At 71.6% G+C, this 15,514-nt stretch carries 14 protein-coding genes and 1 tRNA gene; 6 read left to right on the top strand and 9 right to left on the bottom strand.

Features of this window, described 5'->3' with window-relative positions; all coding sequences use genetic code 11:
* Nucleotides 1–47: 47 nt before the first annotated feature.
* Nucleotides 48–803 carry a VIT1/CCC1 transporter family protein gene (locus BJ963_RS05555; RefSeq protein WP_179455191.1) on the top strand — a complete coding sequence of 252 codons (756 nt, stop codon included), beginning with the start codon at nucleotides 48–50 and terminating at the stop codon, nucleotides 801–803.
* A 30-nt stretch (nucleotides 804–833) separates the two neighbouring features.
* Entirely contained in the window at nucleotides 834–1,667 is an 834-nt protein-coding gene (locus BJ963_RS05550) for an AMP nucleosidase (protein WP_218857023.1), read from the top strand.
* 29 nt (nucleotides 1,668–1,696) lie between these two features.
* On the opposite strand, the gene BJ963_RS05545 is transcribed toward BJ963_RS05550, so the two are convergent.
* The 3 genes from BJ963_RS05545 to BJ963_RS05535 are packed head-to-tail and all read right to left on the bottom strand — an operon-like array spanning nucleotide 1,697 to nucleotide 7,459.
* Nucleotides 1,697–5,089, bottom strand: coding sequence for an error-prone DNA polymerase (locus BJ963_RS05545; RefSeq protein ID WP_179455189.1), 3,393 nt, complete (start codon nucleotides 5,087–5,089; stop codon nucleotides 1,697–1,699).
* 15 nt (nucleotides 5,090–5,104) lie between these two features.
* Entirely contained in the window at nucleotides 5,105–6,766 is a 1,662-nt protein-coding gene (locus BJ963_RS05540) for a DNA polymerase Y family protein (protein WP_179455186.1), read from the bottom strand.
* Nucleotides 6,767–7,459 carry a hypothetical protein gene (locus BJ963_RS05535; RefSeq protein ID WP_179455184.1) on the bottom strand — a complete coding sequence of 231 codons (693 nt, stop codon included), beginning with the start codon at nucleotides 7,457–7,459 and terminating at the stop codon, nucleotides 6,767–6,769.
* A 123-nt stretch (nucleotides 7,460–7,582) separates the two neighbouring features.
* On the opposite strand from BJ963_RS05535, the gene BJ963_RS05530 reads away from it, so the two are divergent.
* A complete protein-coding gene (locus tag BJ963_RS05530; protein ID WP_179455182.1) occupies nucleotides 7,583–8,014 on the top strand; it encodes an NUDIX domain-containing protein in 432 nt (143 codons plus the stop codon).
* A gap of 16 nt (nucleotides 8,015–8,030) precedes the next feature.
* Here the strand turns inward: BJ963_RS05530 and BJ963_RS05525 are convergent, their stop codons facing one another.
* Nucleotides 8,031–8,873 (bottom strand): DUF3097 domain-containing protein, encoded by an 843-nt coding sequence (locus tag BJ963_RS05525; RefSeq protein ID WP_179458039.1) that lies wholly within the window; start codon nucleotides 8,871–8,873, stop codon nucleotides 8,031–8,033.
* 54 nt (nucleotides 8,874–8,927) lie between these two features.
* Nucleotides 8,928–9,218 carry a DUF6504 family protein gene (locus BJ963_RS05520; RefSeq protein ID WP_179455180.1) on the bottom strand — a complete coding sequence of 97 codons (291 nt, stop codon included), beginning with the start codon at nucleotides 9,216–9,218 and terminating at the stop codon, nucleotides 8,928–8,930.
* 117 nt (nucleotides 9,219–9,335) lie between these two features.
* On the opposite strand from BJ963_RS05520, the gene BJ963_RS05515 reads away from it, so the two are divergent.
* Complete coding sequence (locus BJ963_RS05515; protein WP_089910794.1) at nucleotides 9,336–9,842, top strand: DUF1707 domain-containing protein; 507 nt, start codon at nucleotides 9,336–9,338, stop codon at nucleotides 9,840–9,842.
* Between the two features lie 9 nt (nucleotides 9,843–9,851).
* Here BJ963_RS05515 and BJ963_RS05510 read toward each other — a convergent pair whose 3' ends face one another.
* The 4 genes from BJ963_RS05510 to BJ963_RS05495 form a co-directional block, all read right to left on the bottom strand.
* Nucleotides 9,852–10,940: a VIT1/CCC1 transporter family protein gene (locus tag BJ963_RS05510; protein WP_179455178.1), complete on the bottom strand. Its 1,089-nt coding sequence runs from the start codon at nucleotides 10,938–10,940 to the stop codon at nucleotides 9,852–9,854.
* 10 nt (nucleotides 10,941–10,950) lie between these two features.
* The gene (locus tag BJ963_RS05505) at nucleotides 10,951–11,952 is read right to left on the bottom strand and encodes a helix-turn-helix transcriptional regulator (protein ID WP_179455176.1); all 1,002 of its coding nucleotides are present in this window, start codon (nucleotides 11,950–11,952) and stop codon (nucleotides 10,951–10,953) included.
* 39 nt (nucleotides 11,953–11,991) lie between these two features.
* Nucleotides 11,992–12,975 carry a cation diffusion facilitator family transporter gene (locus BJ963_RS05500; protein ID WP_179455174.1) on the bottom strand — a complete coding sequence of 328 codons (984 nt, stop codon included), beginning with the start codon at nucleotides 12,973–12,975 and terminating at the stop codon, nucleotides 11,992–11,994.
* Nucleotides 12,976–13,051: 76 nt separating this feature from the next.
* Nucleotides 13,052–13,136, bottom strand: a tRNA-Leu gene (locus BJ963_RS05495).
* Nucleotides 13,137–13,269: 133 nt separating this feature from the next.
* On the opposite strand from BJ963_RS05495, the gene BJ963_RS05490 reads away from it, so the two are divergent.
* Nucleotides 13,270–14,589 carry a M20/M25/M40 family metallo-hydrolase gene (locus tag BJ963_RS05490; RefSeq protein WP_179455172.1) on the top strand — a complete coding sequence of 440 codons (1,320 nt, stop codon included), beginning with the start codon at nucleotides 13,270–13,272 and terminating at the stop codon, nucleotides 14,587–14,589.
* 21 nt (nucleotides 14,590–14,610) lie between these two features.
* The gene (locus BJ963_RS05485) at nucleotides 14,611–15,474 is read left to right on the top strand and encodes an undecaprenyl-diphosphate phosphatase (protein WP_179455170.1); all 864 of its coding nucleotides are present in this window, start codon (nucleotides 14,611–14,613) and stop codon (nucleotides 15,472–15,474) included.
* The last annotated feature ends 40 nt before the right edge of the window (nucleotides 15,475–15,514 follow it).

Below are 15,514 nucleotides of genomic sequence, written 5' to 3'. Positions count from 1 at the left end.
GCCGAACCTTGCTGGCGGTCGCCCGCCGGGGTTCCTAGGCTGAGCCCATGAGCGATACAGGAGCGGGTGACCGGAGCCCGGAGGGTACGGCGCCGGAGGGTGCGCATCCGGACGAGCCGCACCGCGGAGGCATGGCGCAGCGGCTGAACTGGCTGCGCGCGGGCGTCCTCGGGGCGAATGACGGGATCGTCTCGGTCGCCGCGGTGGTGGTCGGCGTCGCCGGCGCGACGAGTTCCGCCCCCGCGATCGTCACGGCGGGGCTGGCGGCGCTCGTCGGCGGGGCGATCTCGATGGCCCTGGGCGAATACGTCTCCGTGAGCAGCCAGCGCGACAGCGAGCGATCGCTCATCGCGAAGGAGCGCCGGGAGCTGGCGGAGATGCCGGAGCAGGAGCTGGAGGAGCTGACGGGCCTGTACGAGCAGCGCGGGCTGACCCCGGCGACGGCGCGTCAGGTCGCCGTCGAGCTGACCGCGCACGACGCTCTCGCCGCCCACCTCTCTGCGGAGCTCGGGATCGACCAGGACGACGTGGTCAGCCCGTGGCATGCGGCGCTCGCGTCGGCCGTTGCGTTCACCTGCGGCGCCATCCTGCCGATGCTGACCATCCTGCTTCCCGCGACGCTGCGCATCCCGGTCACGTTCGTTGCGGTGCTCGTGGCGCTGGCGGTCACCGGTTACGTGGCGGCCTGGATCGGGGGCAGCTCCCGCGGTCGCGCCATGGTCCGGGTGGTGGTGGGCGGTGCGCTTGCGCTGGCCGCCACCTTCATCGTCGGTTCGCTGCTCGGCACGAGCGTCGCAGGCTGACCGGCGCCGCACGACGGAGGGGGATGCAGGATGGTGGATGCGCAGGACCGCGAGGCCGCGGCGAACGTGATGCCCGGCGAGGGCGGCATGAAGGACAAGGAGGCGATCGTCCGCGATTGGCTTCCGCGCTACACGGGCACTCCGGTGGAGGAGTTCGGGGAGTACATCCTGCTGACGAATTTCAGCGACTACGTGAAGCGCTTCGCCGAGTGGTACGGCGCCGAGGTGCGCGGGCTCGACCGGTCGATGCCGAACGCGACGGCCGACGGGATCACGATGGTCGATTTCGGGATGGGCAGCCCGAACGCGGCGACGATCATGGACCTGCTCACCGCTGCGTGTCCGAAGGCGGCGCTGTTCCTCGGAAAGTGCGGCGGGGTGAAGCGCAAGAACAAGCTCGGCGATCTCGTGCTTCCGATCGCGGCCATCCGCGGCGAGGGCACGTCGAACGACTACCTGCCGCCGGAGGTGCCCGCCCTTCCGGCCTTCCAGCTGCAGCGCGCCGTGTCGTCGACCATCCGCGACTTCCAGCAGGACTACTGGACGGGCACCGTGTTCACGACGAACCGGCGGGTGTGGGAGCACGATGACACGTTCAAGGAGTACCTCAAGCGGACGCGCTGTATGGCCGTCGACATGGAGACGGCGACCGTGTTCGCGGCGGGTTTCGCCAACCGCATCCCGAGCGGGGCGCTGCTGCTCATCTCGGATCAGCCGATGACCCCGGAGGGCGTGAAGACCGCGGAGAGCGACCAGGGCGTGTCGCGCGACTTCGTCGAGCGTCACATCCGGATCGGCGTCGAGGCCCTCCGGCTGGTGCGGAGGAACGGCCGCAGCGTCCGGCACCTGCGATTCGACGAGTGACGGGATCCGCCTGCGCTGGTTGATCCTGGTCACCGGAAGTCCCTCGAGACGGTGCGGATTCCGGTGTCGAGTGCTTCGAGGCGGTCGGCGACCACGTTGACGACGCCTTCCTCGCTGCGCTCCAGGATGCCGCGGATGATCATCGCCGGCGCCTGGCGGGCCACGCGGCGGTAGCGGTTCCAGACGCCGACCGGGCACACGACGTTCACCATCCCGGTCTCGTCCTCGATGTTGAGGAACGTGACCCCCGCCGCCGTGGCGGGTCGCTGCCGGTGAGTCACCACGCCGCCCACCTCGATGCGGCGACCGGACTCGCCGGCGGCGAGCGTGTCGGCTGGGCGGACGCCGCGGGCGGCGAGCGCCGGACGCAGGAAGCGGATGGGATGGTCGTCGGTCGAGATCCCCGTCGCCCAGAGGTCGCTGGCGAGCTGCTCGGCGGGGGAGAGCATCGGCAGCAGCGGCGGCTGGACGGTGATCGCCGTGCCGGCCAGGTACTCGGGCCGCTCCTGGGCGGCGTTGCCCGCCTCCCAGATCGCCTGCCGCCTGCTCAGGTCGAAGCCGTCGAAGGCGCCGGCGGCGGCGAGCGCCTCCAGCTGGCCGGTGGTGAGGCCGGTGCGCCGGGCGAGGTCGCCGAGGTCGCGGTAGGGGCCGTACGCCTCCCGCTCGGCGACGATGCGCTCCGCCACCTTCTCGCCGATCGAGGTGACCGCCGCCAGGCCCAGCCGGACCGCGTGGCCGGCGTCGCGGCGGTGCGCGGCGAAGTCGAGCGGGACGGCCGGGTCGAAGGGATCGATCGGCGGCTGCTCCGTCTGCAGGCACGGATCGGAGCCGGTCGGCCCCCGCCGCGCATCCGGGTCGTCGAGCGGCTCGAGGAGCGGGAAGACGCCGGAGCGCTGGATGTCCGGGCGGTGCACGACGACGCCGTGCCGTCGCGCGTCGGCGGTGAGGGTGCGCGGCGAGTAGAAGCCCATCGGCTGGGCGCGCAACAGCCCGGCCAGGAAGGCGCCGGGGTAGTGCAGCTTCATCCAGGAGCTGACGTAGACGAGCAGCGCGAAGCTGATCGCGTGGCTCTCGGCGAAGCCGAAGTTGGCGAACGCTTCGATCTTCTCGTAGATGGCGTCGGCGTCGGCTCCGGTGATGCCGTTGTTCGCCATCCCGTCGTACAGCTTCGCCTTGAGCGCCTCGATCTTCTCCACCCCGCGCTTGGAGCCCATCGCGCGGCGCAGCAGGTCGGCGTCCTCCGCCGTGCAGTCGCCGACCGCGACGGCCATCTGCATCAGCTGCTCCTGGAACAGCGGGACGCCCATCGTGCGCTCCAGCACGGGAACGAGCGCGGGGTGCAGGTAGGTGACCGGCTCCTTGCCCAGCTTCCGGCGGATGTACGGGTGCACCGCTCCGCCCTGGATGGGACCGGGGCGGATGAGCGCGATCTCGATCACGAGGTCGTAGAAGCTGCGCGGCTGCAGACGCGGCAGGGTGCCGATCTGTGCGCGGCTCTCCACCTGGAAGACGCCGATCGAGTCGGCCCGGCAGAGCATGTCGTACACGCCCTGCTCCTCTTTCGGGATGCTCTCCAGCGTCCACTTCTCGCCCAGCGATGCCTCGATGGTGCGCATCGAGTAGTCCAGCGCCGACAGCATCCCGAGGCCGAGGAGGTCGAACTTGACCAGGCCCATCCACGCGCAGTCGTCCTTGTCCCACTGCAGCACCGTGCGGCCTTCCATGCGCGCGTGCTCGATCGGGCAGACCTCGCCGACGGGCCGGTCGGTGAGGACCATTCCGCCCGAGTGGATGCCGAGATGCCGGGGGAATTTGAGCACCTGCTGTGCGAGCCCGACCACGTCGTCCGGGATGTCGTGGTCGTCGCTGGTCTGGACCGCCCCCCACGCGTCGATCTGCTTGCTCCAGGCGTCCTGCTGGCCGGTGGAGTAGCCGAGCGCCTTCGCCATGTCGCGCACCGCGTTCTTGGGGCGGTAGGTGATCACGTTGGCGACCTGCGCCGCGTTGTGCCTGCCGTACTTGGCGTAGACGTACTGGATGACCTCCTCCCGGCGGTCGGAGTCGAAGTCGACGTCGATGTCGGGCTCCTCCTCGCGCATGCTGGACAGGAACCGCTCGAACGGCAGGTCGTACTTGATCGAGTCGACGGCGGTGATCCCGAGCAGGTAGACGACGGCCGAGTTCGCCGCCGACCCCCGGCCCTGGCAGAGGATCCCGCGGCTGCGGGCGAACCGGACGATGTCGTGAACGATGAGGAAGTAGCCGGGGAAGTCCTTCGCCTCGATCACATCCAGCTCGCGCTCGATGCGCTCGCGCTTCGCCGGGTTGCGGTCGAGGTCGGGATAGCGTTCGGCCGCGCCCCGCCAGGTGAGCTCGCGCAGCCAGCCCATCGGCGTGTGGCCCTCCGGGACGTCCTGTTTCGGCAGCCGGGGACGGGCACTGCGGAGGCGGAAGGAGAGGTCGTCGGCGATCTCGACGGTCCGTTCGACGGCACCGGGGTAGCGCGCGAACCGGCGGGCCATCTCCGCCCCGCTGCGCAGGTGGGCGGCGCCGGCGGCCGGGAGCCAGCCGTCGAGCTCGTCGAGGCTGCGCCGGGCTCGCACGGCAGCGACGGCGGTCGCCAGCGGGTACTGCGCGGGGCTCGCGTAGTGGACGTTGTTGGTCGCCACCGTCGGCAGCCCGAGCCGCCCGGCGATCCGGGTGAGGATGTCGTTGTCGGTCGAATCGCGCGGGGCGCCCTGGTCGATCAGCTCGACGAGGACGTTGTCGCGGCCGAACAGCTCGGCGAGCCGGGAGACCTCGCGCTCCGCTGCGCGTTCCCCGTGCTCGGCGAGGGCGAGCCGGACGTCGCCCTTACGGCATCCGGTCAACACCATCCACTCGCCGCCGGACTGCTCGGCGAGCTCGTCGAGCCGGTACACCGGCCGCCCCTTCTCCTCACCGGCCAATTGCCCCGCGGTGATCGCGGCGGCGAGCCGGTGGTAGCCCTCCTGCCGGTGGCCGAGCACCACCAGGTGGCTGCCCTCCGGATCGGGCTCGCCGTTCTGCGGCTTGGTGAGCGACAGCGACAGCTCGGCCCCGAACACGGTCTTCACGCGGTCGTACGCTTCGGCCGCCTCGGCCAGGTGCACCACGCCGTACATGCCGTCGTGGTCGGTGAGGGCGAGCGCGTGCAGGTTCAGCCGCGTCGCCTCCTCCAGCAGCTCCTCGGGAGAGGACGCGCCGTCGAGGAAACTGAAGTTGCTGTGCGCGTGCAGCTCGGCGTAGGGGACCGCGTCCTCCGGCGTCTCCGGGATCACCTGCGGAACGTACTTCTGCCGCTTGCGGGAGGACGGGCGTTCGTCGGCCTGCTGCGCGGTGCGCCGCCCGGAAAGCCGCCGCTCGAACTCGGCCCACGGGATCGGAGGGTTGTTCCACCCCATCAGGCATCGCCTCGCTCAGTCATAGCGCGCCTCCGCGAACCAGCCGGACCCGGCCAGCGCGAGCAGCCAGGCGGTGCCGTCGGCGTCGACCAGCTGGAACCGGTGCATCGCCCGCGAGAGCGTGGCGTCCCACCAGCGTTCCCGCACCGGCCAGGGGCCGGCCCAGGAGTCAACCGGCCGGGCGTCCCGCGCCTGGCCGGTGGGGGAGAACCGGGCGATCGGCGCGGTCACGTCTCCACGGTCGGTCACCTCGACGGACGCCCCCTGCTCGGTGAGCACCGCGACGGGACGCGGGACCTCGAACACCGTCGACGGCGCGGGTGCCGGCAGGGATCCCGGCCACGGCTGGTCGGCCCGGGCGACCCCCACCGGCCGGTCGCCCCAGGGCACCAGCACCTGCCGTTCGCCGGGGGCGCGGCCGCCGCCGATCGTCGCCGTGACCACCGCTTCGTGGCCGAGCATGCTCTGCACACGGGTGAGGCCGTGGTGGATGCGCTCGTCGGCTCCACCGCCCCACAGCCCGTCCTCGTGGTGGCCGATGTCGTCGACCGCCTCCGGCTCGAGGACCACCCGGGAGATCGGCGACGCCAGTCCGGAGTCGATCGCGCCGGAGCCCTGCAGCTGCCAGCGAACCCGGTCGACCACGTCGGGCGGGGAGAACAGCCGGGGATGGAGCCAGATGCGCTCGCTGACCCGGCCGGACTCGTCGGTCACCTCCACCCGGAGCGAGGTGCACACCAGCCCGGCCTTGGTGAGCCCGCCGATGAACTGCTCGGCCGTGCCGCGCACGGCGAAGGTCACCTGGTCGACGCGGTCGAGGGGAGGCTCGAAGTCGATGGAGCGGTCGAGCTGCTTCGGCGGGGTGCGCGGCACCACCGCCGTTCCGTCGAGCCCGCTGGCCAGGGTGTGCGCGAGTTCTCCCCGCTCGCCGAACCGCTCCCGCATGTCTACGCGCGAGAGCGCGGCGATGTCGCCGAGCGTGTGCAGCCCCAGCCGGCGCAGCAGCGGAGTGAGCTCGGCGAAGCCCAGGAGGGCGACCGGGAGCGGCGCCAGGAACGCGGGGGAGTCGCCGGACGGGATGATGCGCACGCGGCTGTGGGCCCAGAAGTGCGGGGCCGGGTCGTGCGCGGCGTCGGCGGCACCGGTCGTCGGAGTGCCGGCGGAGGGAGCGCCGCCGAGCGGCCGGGCGGCCCCGGTCGAGCGGGCGGCCTGCTCGGCGGCGAAAGGACCGTCGGCGATCCCGACCCGCGCGTCCGGGAGCCCGAGCCCCTCCAGGCAGCGCAGCAGCTCGGCGGCCGCCTGCTCCTCGCCGCCGTAATAGCGCGCGGGCCCGCGGGCCCGGAGCACGCACGTGCCCGGGCGGACCGGCTGCACACCGGGGGTGATCTCCTCGATCGCGGCGAGCACCGGCTCGAACGCACGCGCATCGAGCACCGGATCGTAGGGCAGCACCTCCAGCTGAGGGCAGCGCGCCTGCGCCTCGCGCATCCGCAGTCCGCGCTTCACCCCGTCGGCACGCGCTGCGGGAGAGCACGCGAAGACCACGCCCTTCTCGACCAGGGCGAGCGGCTGATCGACCGCCAGCTCGAGCGCCTGCTGCGCAGCGATGACCGGCCAGTCGGGACACCAGAGCACGATCGCCCGGGTGACGACGGCTTCGCGTGCTCCGCTCGCCATCTAGCTCACCGCCTCGAGCCGCGTCGGCCCGGAGGTGCGGAAGCTCTCGTCGACGGCCGGCAGCCACAGCTCGGCGGTCCGGCGGGGACCGGTCCCGCCGCGGGGCGCCGACTCCACGGTGACCCGCCGGGACGAGAGATAGCCGTTGCCGGTGCCGAGTCCGTCCCACCCGCTGCGCGCGACGGTGAGCGTCGCCTCGACCTGGGGCCAGTCGCCGGCGACGATGAGGGTCGCCTCGCGCTGCCGCAGCCGGGCGGTGAGCCGGGCGACGTCGCCGTCCTTCGCGCGGGCGGGCGGCGCGACGACCACGACGCTGAGCACATCGACGACCGCCGCGGTCACGGTCAGCCAATGCTCCCCGGGATGCGGCACCAGCACGAGGCGCTCGAGGTCGATGCCGAACCGCCCGGCAGCCTCCGCGCCGAAATCGGGCATCCCGACGACGCCGCACCACGCCCCGGCCGCGCTGGGACCGGCCAGCATGGCCATCAGCAGCGTCGTCGACCCGCGGACCGAGTACGCGGCCCCGGCCTTGAGCGAGCCTCCCGGCAGGAGGGGGGAGAGCGCCGGGTGCGTCTGCAGGGTCCGGCTCTCGAGCTTGGTCGCCTGCATCTGCCGGATGCGGGTCTGCAGCTCGTGCACCTGCGCCCGGTCGGCGACCGGTTCGGCGAGGTGCGGAGCTGCGAGGGACATACGTCTATTTTCGAACGTATGTTCGAACAACGCAAATGGAAATTTCGGGTGTGTGGACGAGCGCCACCTGTGGAGAAGAACAGTACGCCACCCGACCGACAGCCGACGGCGCACACTGGGCACATGCGCCCGACCTACCCCGCAGCCGTGTACCTGTGCCTGTTCGACGCCGACCGCATCCTGCTCCAGCGCCGTGCGGGCACCGGCTATCGCGACGGCGAGCTCTCGCTCCCCGCCGGTCACATCGAGCCGGGGGAGTCGGCGACCGCCGCCGTGCTCCGTGAGGCGCGAGAGGAGATCGGCATCGCCTTCGCCCGCGGCGACGTGCGGCTCGCCCTCGTCCAGCACGGCCGCGCGGACGGCGACGCCTACATCGACTTCTTCTTCACCGCCGCGCTCCCGCCGGGTGCGGCACCGGCGATCGGAGAGCCGGAGAAGGCATCCGAACTGGTCTGGGCGCCGGTGCGCGCGCTGCCGGACGACGTCATCCCGGTGATCCGGCACGGCATCGACGCGCTCGTGCGAGGGGAGTCGTACACCGAATACGGCTGGTGAGCGGTGCGGGTCGTGCCTACCGCCCCGGCGGCTCGGTGACGAAGTCGATCAGCTGCTCGACGCGGCCGAGCAGCTCCGGCTCGAGGTCGGTGTAGGAACGGACCCGGCCGAGGATGCGCTTCCAGGCGCGCGCGATGTCGGCCTGCGTCTCGTGCGGAAGACCGAGGGCGGCGCAGATGCCGTGCTTCCAGGAGACCGACCGCGGGATGCTCGGCCAGGCCTCGAGGCCGACCCGCTGCGGCTTCACCGCCTGCCAGATGTCGATGTACGGATGGCCGACGACGAGGACGTGGGCGCCGTACGGTCCGCGCGCCACCTGCTCCGCGATCCTGCTCTCCTTCGATCCGGGGACCAGGTGGTCCACCAGGACGCCGATGCGCCGGCCACGATCCGGCTGGAACTCGCGGACGATCGCGTCGAGATCGTCGACGCCTTCGAGGTACTCGACGACGACGCCTTCCACACGAAGGTCGTCGCCCCAGACCCGTTCGACCAGTTCGGCGTCGTGGCGTCCCTCGACGAAGATCCGGCTGGCGCGGGCGACCCGCGCCTTCTGGTCGCCGACCGCGAACGATCCGGATGCCGTCCGCGTCGGACCGGCGGGCGCACGTGACGGGACGGCCAGGCGCACCGGCTCCCCGTCGATGAGGAACGAGCCGGACAGCGGGAAGACGCGCTTCTTGCCGAAGTAGTCCTCGAGCTCGACCGTCTGCGCTTCGAGCCGCGTGACGGCGCCGCAGAAGCCGGATGCCGCATCTTCCAGCACCAGATCCGTCACGGCCTCGACGGTCGGGACGGGCTTCCTCCCGGCCTGCCGCCAGTCGCCGGCGAGCACATCGGATCCGTAGCGGTCGTCCATCACCCGATGGAGGCTATGCGACGGGATGCGCGGGGCGTGCGAGCCACGCTGCGATCAGTCGAAAACGCGGACCAGCCGCCACGACCGCGCGGTCGCGTCGTGGCGTACGTCGAACACGTGCGCCACGCCGTCCTCGCTCGTGCCCTGGAACCGCCAGCCGCCGATCGACCGCGGGACGCTGCCGATCGGGTAGCGGTGCTCGCCGAACGGCCGCCACCAGGTGCAGACCTCCGCCCACACCGTCGGCGTGTCGGAGACCCGGTACCGCGTGGATCTCCACACGAGCCGGGTGGGGACGCCCTCGTCGGTCGTCCAGACGGCGACCGTCTCGTCGATCTCGGTCATGCTGCTCACCTCGTCTGTCGAACGTATGTTCGAAAGAGAGTGTACCCGCGGTCCGCGACATCGCACCCCCCGCGATGACCATCGTGGATGCGACGCGTCGCTGCCATACTGGCGTCTATGTCGGACATCACGGATCCCTCCGGCGCGTCACTGCGCCTCAGCCACGATGAGCGCGAGCGCGCGGTCGCAGCCCTGCAGGCCCATGCCGCCCAGGGGCGGCTCACCGATCAGGAGCTGCAGACGCGTTCCGCCGCGGCCCGCTCCGCGGTGACGCGGGGCGACCTCGCTCCGCTCTTCGCGGACCTCCCCGGCGGTCTGCGGCTGGACGGGCCCGCCGAGCCCGGGGGCGCCGCCCCCGCGGGTGCACAGCCGGGCCAGCCCTATCCGGGTCAGCCGTATCCGGCTCCGTCGTATCCCGCTCAGCCGCAGCCGTACGGCCAGGGTGGCCGCGAGCCGTCCTCCCGCTGGGGTCTCCTGGCGGTCTCGATCATCCCGTTCGTGTCGGTGATCCTGTTCTTCCTCACCGGGATGGCATGGGGGTACCAGTACTCGTGGCTGTGGTTCCTGCTCATCCCGCTGGTCGGCGCCGTCGCCTACGGCACCGACGGCGGCCGTCGGCGCTAGCCGGCCGGCTCAGCCGACGGTGGCGCCGAACAGCAGACCGAGGAGATAGGTGGCCGCGGCCGCTCCGTAGCCGATGAGCAGCTGACGGATCGCCCGCTTCAGCGGGGAAGCACCGGAGAGCAGGCCGACGACCGCTCCCGTGCCGAGCAGCACGATCCCGACGAGCAGAGCCGAGACGACGATCGCCGCGGTCCCGGTCAGCCCGAACAGGAACGGCAGGATCGGGATGAGCGCCCCGGAGGCGAAGAAGCAGAAGCTCGAGAGGGCCGCGTTCCATCCCGTGCCGATCGCCTCGTGCTCGTCCTCGTCGACCGCCGGGCCCAGGGGAATGGGGGAGGTGACCGCCTGGAGCGTCGACAGGACCTCGCGTGCGTGGTCCGCCGCCGCCTCCGGCGTCATGCCGCGCGCGCGGTAGACCAGCGTGAGCTCGTTGGCATCGACATCGAGGTGGGGCAGGGCCGAGCCTGTCGCGGGGTTCGGGGTGGATGCCTCCAGCAGCTCACGCTGCGACCGCACCGACACGTACTCTCCCGCGCCCATGCTGAGCGCTCCGGCGAGGAGGCCGGAAATGCCGGTGAGGAGCACGACGTGGGTGGGGACCCCGCTCGCGCTCACACCGAGCACGAGGGCCAGGTTGCTGACGAGGCCGTCGTTCGCACCGAAGACGGCGGCGCGGAACGTTCCGGAGAGCCGCTGCCTGCCGCGGGCCGCGAGGGCGCGGACGACCTCTTCGTGCACCTGCTCGTCGGCCGCCATCTGCGGCGTGGCGTCGGAGTCGGCCGCGTACGGCGAGCGGGCCTCGGCGCGCTGCGCCAGGGCGAGCACGAAGACGGAGCCGAACCGCCGGGCGAGCCAGCCGAGCAGACGGGTGCGGATGTCGCCCTTCAGCGGACGGCCTGCCTGCGCCCCGAGCAGGTCGACCCAGTGCTGCTCGTGCCGGCGTTCCGCCTCGGCCAGCGCGAGCAGGATCTCGCGCTCCTCGCCCTGTCGGCGGCTGGCGAGATCGCGGTACACGGAGGCCTCCGCGCGCTCGTCGGCCAGGTAGCGGCGCCACCGCCTGATGTCGGCGGGGCTCGGGGTTCGGGCTGTTGTCGTCATCCCCTCCAGTCTACGAGGTGGTGGCGGGGCCGGCCGGGGCGGCTGCCTCGGCGGTGAGCGCCAGTGCGGAGCGGGTGAATCGCTCGCCCCAGTCGGCCGCGGCGATCACCGCCTCCTCCGGGCCGAGGATGTGGAAAGGCGCGTCCACCGCCGCGAGCCCGAAGAGGGCCCACTCCGCGCTGTCCGCGGTGATCTTGACCGCGCAGGTGCCGTCACCGCGGTCGTCGACCGTCGCCCATCGCCCGAGCACGTCGACGACGCGGTCGTTGGGAGCATCGATGACGGCGTCGACGATCATCGGCTCCACCGCGCTGTGCAGCGACTGCCGGACGTACTCGACCGCATCCTCCGCAGGGAGGGCCCGCGGTCGGAATCGGGCGCCGGTCGGGTGCGGATCGGCGATGCGGTCGAGGCGGAAGCTGCGCCAGTCGAAGCGGGTGAGGTCGTAGGCGACCAGGTACCAGCGGCGCTCGACGGAGACGAGCCGGTGCGGCTCGACGGTGCGCCTGGAGGCCTGGCCGTCGCGGGCGACGTAGGCGAACTCGATCCGCTCCTCGTCGCGGCACGCCTGAGCGAAGGCGGTGAGGATGCCGGGGTCGGTCTGCGGCGTCGGCCCGAAGGTGGTGGACAGCGTCGTCATCCGGAGCGCGTCGACCCGGCGCCGTAGCCGCGGCGGCATCACCTGGACGACCTTGGCGAGGGCGCGCACGGAGGCCTCGTCGACGCCCGCGATTCCGCTCTGCGCGGCGGTCCGCAGGCCGACGGCGAGCGCGACGGCCTCGTCGTCGTCGACGACCAGCGGAGGCAGGGACGCGCCGGCGGCGAGCTGGTACCCGCCGGACACGCCGCGGGTGGCGTCGACCGGGTATCCCAGGTCGCGCAGGCGCTCGATGTCGCGGCGCAGAGTGCGCGGCGAGATGCCGAGACGGTCGGCGAGCTCCTGTCCGGGCCAGTACCGATGGGACTGGAGGAGAGAGAGGAGCTGGAGCGAGCGGGAGCCGGTACTTGCCATGCTCCCATTCTGCACAGGCTTGCGGTCGGAAACTGACCGCTAGCTATTTGCGGCCACGTCCGCCTCGGTTCCGGTTCCGGAGGACGTGACGCTGAGGGGCGCGGCGCCGGGCCGGGACAGCGTGATGACGGCTTCCGTGATCCACTCGGAGCTCTCCAGTGCCGCCTCGACGGCCTGGAGGTCGACCGCGACGTCGGACTCGCGGTCGTTGCCGACGAGATCGACCGCGGCGACGAGATAGAAGCGCTCCGGGCCGACGTACTCGAGGTGCAGGTACGTCACGGTCTCGACCTCGGGGTGCGCGAGCAGCGCGCCGAGCGCGGCCTGCCACGCGCGGTCCGAGCCGGGTTGCCCGAGCAGGAACCGGCGGTTGCGCTCGATGAGGACGACCGCGACGACCGCCAGGAGCACTCCGATCAGGATGGATCCGAGCGCGTCCCAGAACGGATTGCCCGTGAGCTCGTGCAGCAGCAGTCCGAGGAAGGCGATCACGAGACCGACGAGAGCGGCGGAGTCCTCCGCGAACACCGCGCGCAGGGTCGGGTTCGATGTTCTGAACACGTGCTCGAACGTCCCGGTGCCGGAGGAGTCGGCCTTCGCGTGCGCCTGCCGGTACGACTGGAGGAACGAGATGCCTTCGAGGACGAAGGCGGCCGCAAGCACGAGATAGCCGACGAGGTAGTCCGAATCCGCTTCCGTCGAGCCGAGGGCCTGGACGCCGTGCATGACGGAGACGACGGCGCCTGCGGTGAACAGCCCGACGGCGGCGAACAGGCTCCAGACGTACGCGTCGCGGCCGTACCCGCCGGGGTGCGACGCGTCGCGCGGGCGCACGGCGGAGCGTTCGGCCTGGATGAGGAAGATCTCGTTGCCGGCGTCGGCCCACGAGTGCGCGGCCTCGGCCACCAGGGATGCCGACCCCGTGATCGCGGCCGCGATAGTCTTGGCGATCGCGACCAGGATGTTCGCCGCGAAGGCGAGCAGCACCGTGAACAGGCTCGACGATCGTTTGCTGCGGGGCATGGCGACACCATAGTCCCGGGAATGCGGAAGGCCCCGGTCGCTGTGACCGGGGCCTTCCGTCCGCTTCCGCGTTCTGTGTCCGAGGGGGGACTTGAACCCCCACGCCCTATACGGGCACTAGCACCTCAAGCTAGCGCGTCTGCCATTTCCGCCACCCGGACGAGGTGAGACGGCCGCCGAACTTCTCCGGCTGCCGAAGAAAGACGATAGCACGGATTCTCCACACAGGATCACTCGTCCACACACCTCGGGCGTGGCGGGGCGGCGACCGGATGCGCCCGGTAGCGTGGTGGGATGACCGACGAACTCCGCGCGACCGAGCCCGACCTCGACGAGACCGCGATCATCGCCAGAGACCTCATCCGGTTCGACACGACGAACTACGGCGAGGGCCGCTCGAACGGCGAAGCTGAGGCCGCCGCATACGTCGAGGCGAAGCTGGTCGAGCTCGGCCTGCAGCCGCGGGTGTTCGAGTCCGACCCGGGCCGCGCGAGCGTGGTGGCCCGCGTTGCCGGCGCCGATCCGGGCAAGCCCGCTCTCGTCGTGCACGGTCACCTCGACGTGGTGCCGGCCGATCCGCGCAACTGGTCGGTCGACCCGTTCGGCGGCGAGATCAAGGACGGCCTGCTCTGGGGCCGTGGCGCCGTCGACATGAAGAACATGGATGCGATGATCCTGACCGCGGTCGGCGACATCCTGCGCGCGGGGGAGCGCCCGGCGCGCGACCTCGTCGTCGCGTTCTTCGCCGACGAGGAGGACGGCGGCCGGCGCGGGTCGCACCACCTGGTCGATACGCATCCCGAGCTGTTCGCGGGCGCGACCGAGGCGATCAGCGAGGTCGGCGGCTATTCGATCGACCTCGCGGGCCGGCGCGCGTACCTGCTGCAGACGGGGGAGAAGTCGCTCGTCTGGATCAAGCTGATCGCGCGCGGCCGCGCCGCGCACGGCTCGCGGCTCATCCGCGACAACGCCATCACGAAGCTCGCGGAGGCCGTCGTGGCGCTCGGCCGCGAGGACTGGCCGGTCCAGCTGACGGCGACGACGACGCGGCTGATCGGCGAGCTCGGCCGCCTGCTGGACGTCGACCCGCAGCGGATCGGACCGGACGAGGTCGTGATCCGCACGGGGACGGCCGCCGGATTCATCCTCGCGACGCTCCGGACGACGACGAACCCGACCCTGCTCGAGGCCGGCTACAAGCACAACGTCATCCCGGACACGGCGGAGGCGCTGATCGACATCCGCACGCTCCCCGGCGAGGAGGACGCGGTGCTCTCCCGGGTCCGCGAGCTCATCGGCGACGACATCGAGATCCAGGTGATGCACCGCGACATCGGGCTCGAGGCCGAGTTCGACGGCGGACTGGTTGACGCCATCACCGGCACGCTGGAGCAGCACGACCCGGGCGCGCCCGTGCTCCCGTACCTCCTCTCCGGCGGCACCGACAACAAGGCACTCAGCCGGCTCGGCATCACCGGGTACGGCTTCGCGCCGCTCCGGCTGCCCGCCGACCTCGACTTCCCCGGCATGTTCCACGGGGTGGACGAGCGCGTCCCGCTCGACGCGCTAGTGTTCGGTAGGACCGTGCTCCGCGACCTGCTCCGCGCCTACTGACCCCGGGATTCGACGCAACGTATGGACTTCATCAACGCTCTGATCCTCGGCCTCGTGCAGGGGCTCACCGAGTTCCTCCCCATCTCGTCGTCGGCGCACATCCGCATCGTCGGCGAGCTGCTCGGAACCGGGGCCGACCCCGGCGCCCGCTTCACCGCGATCATCCAGCTGGGAACGGAAGCGGCGGTGCTGCTCTACTTCTGGCGCGACATCACGCGCATCATCGCGCAGTGGTTCCGGGCGCTGTTCGGTCGTATCCCGCGCAACGACCCCGACGCGCGGATGGGCTGGCTCGTCATCCTGGGCAGCGTTCCGATCGTGGTCCTCGGCCTGTTCTTCCAGGACCAGATCGAGACGGTCTTCCGCTCGCTGTGGATCGTCGCGACGACGCTCATCGTGTTCGGCATCCTGCTCGGCATCGCCGACTGGGTGGGGGCGAAGCGCAAGAGGCTGCGCGACCTGACCTGGATCGACGGCATCGTCTTCGGTCTCGCCCAGGCGCTCGCGCTCATCCCGGGCGTCTCCCGCTCCGGAGGCACCATCACGGCGGGGCTGTTCATGGGCTACCAGCGCCGCGCCGCGGCACGGTACTCGTTCCTGCTGGCGCTCCCCGCGGTGTTCGGCAGCGGCTTCTACCAGCTCTACAAGGCCGTCAAGGAGCCGTGCACCGCGGCGCTCGCGAAGGCGGGAACCTGCACGCCCGAGGTGTTCGGCCCGGTCGAGACCGCGGCCGCGACGGTCGTCGCGTTCGTCGTCGGCCTGCTGGTGATCGCGTTCTTCATGGGCTACATCTCGCGCCGCAGCTTCCTGCCGTTCGTGATCTACCGCATCGCTCTCGGCGTCCTGCTGATGATCCTGCTGGCCACCGGCGTGCTCCAGGCGTGAACCCGGTGCTCACGAGCGCGGTGCTTACGACCGGCGAGGT

Origin of the sequence: Leifsonia soli (assembly GCF_013408745.1) — a bacterium.
GTDB lineage: Bacteria > Actinomycetota > Actinomycetes > Actinomycetales > Microbacteriaceae > Leifsonia > Leifsonia soli.
Note: the sequence above shows the minus strand (reverse complement) of the source record. Positions and strands in the feature narration are given on the sequence as shown.

Coding starts and splice junctions, on each gene's coding strand:
- BJ963_RS05550 (WP_218857023.1), top strand. CDS start 834: ATGGTGGATGCGCAGGACCGCGAGGCCGCGGCGAACGTGATGCCCGGC.
- BJ963_RS05500 (WP_179455174.1), bottom strand. CDS start 12,975: ATGCCCCGCAGCAAACGATCGTCGAGCCTGTTCACGGTGCTGCTCGCC.
- BJ963_RS05525 (WP_179458039.1), bottom strand. CDS start 8,873: ATGGACGACCGCTACGGATCCGATGTGCTCGCCGGCGACTGGCGGCAG.
- BJ963_RS05520 (WP_179455180.1), bottom strand. CDS start 9,218: ATGACCGAGATCGACGAGACGGTCGCCGTCTGGACGACCGACGAGGGC.
- BJ963_RS05535 (WP_179455184.1), bottom strand. CDS start 7,459: ATGTCCCTCGCAGCTCCGCACCTCGCCGAACCGGTCGCCGACCGGGCG.
- BJ963_RS05505 (WP_179455176.1), bottom strand. CDS start 11,952: ATGGCAAGTACCGGCTCCCGCTCGCTCCAGCTCCTCTCTCTCCTCCAG.
- BJ963_RS05510 (WP_179455178.1), bottom strand. CDS start 10,940: ATGACGACAACAGCCCGAACCCCGAGCCCCGCCGACATCAGGCGGTGG.
- BJ963_RS05555 (WP_179455191.1), top strand. CDS start 48: ATGAGCGATACAGGAGCGGGTGACCGGAGCCCGGAGGGTACGGCGCCG.
- BJ963_RS05530 (WP_179455182.1), top strand. CDS start 7,583: ATGCGCCCGACCTACCCCGCAGCCGTGTACCTGTGCCTGTTCGACGCC.
- BJ963_RS05490 (WP_179455172.1), top strand. CDS start 13,270: ATGACCGACGAACTCCGCGCGACCGAGCCCGACCTCGACGAGACCGCG.
- BJ963_RS05540 (WP_179455186.1), bottom strand. CDS start 6,766: ATGGCGAGCGGAGCACGCGAAGCCGTCGTCACCCGGGCGATCGTGCTC.
- BJ963_RS05515 (WP_089910794.1), top strand. CDS start 9,336: ATGTCGGACATCACGGATCCCTCCGGCGCGTCACTGCGCCTCAGCCAC.
- BJ963_RS05545 (WP_179455189.1), bottom strand. CDS start 5,089: ATGGGGTGGAACAACCCTCCGATCCCGTGGGCCGAGTTCGAGCGGCGG.
- BJ963_RS05485 (WP_179455170.1), top strand. CDS start 14,611: ATGGACTTCATCAACGCTCTGATCCTCGGCCTCGTGCAGGGGCTCACC.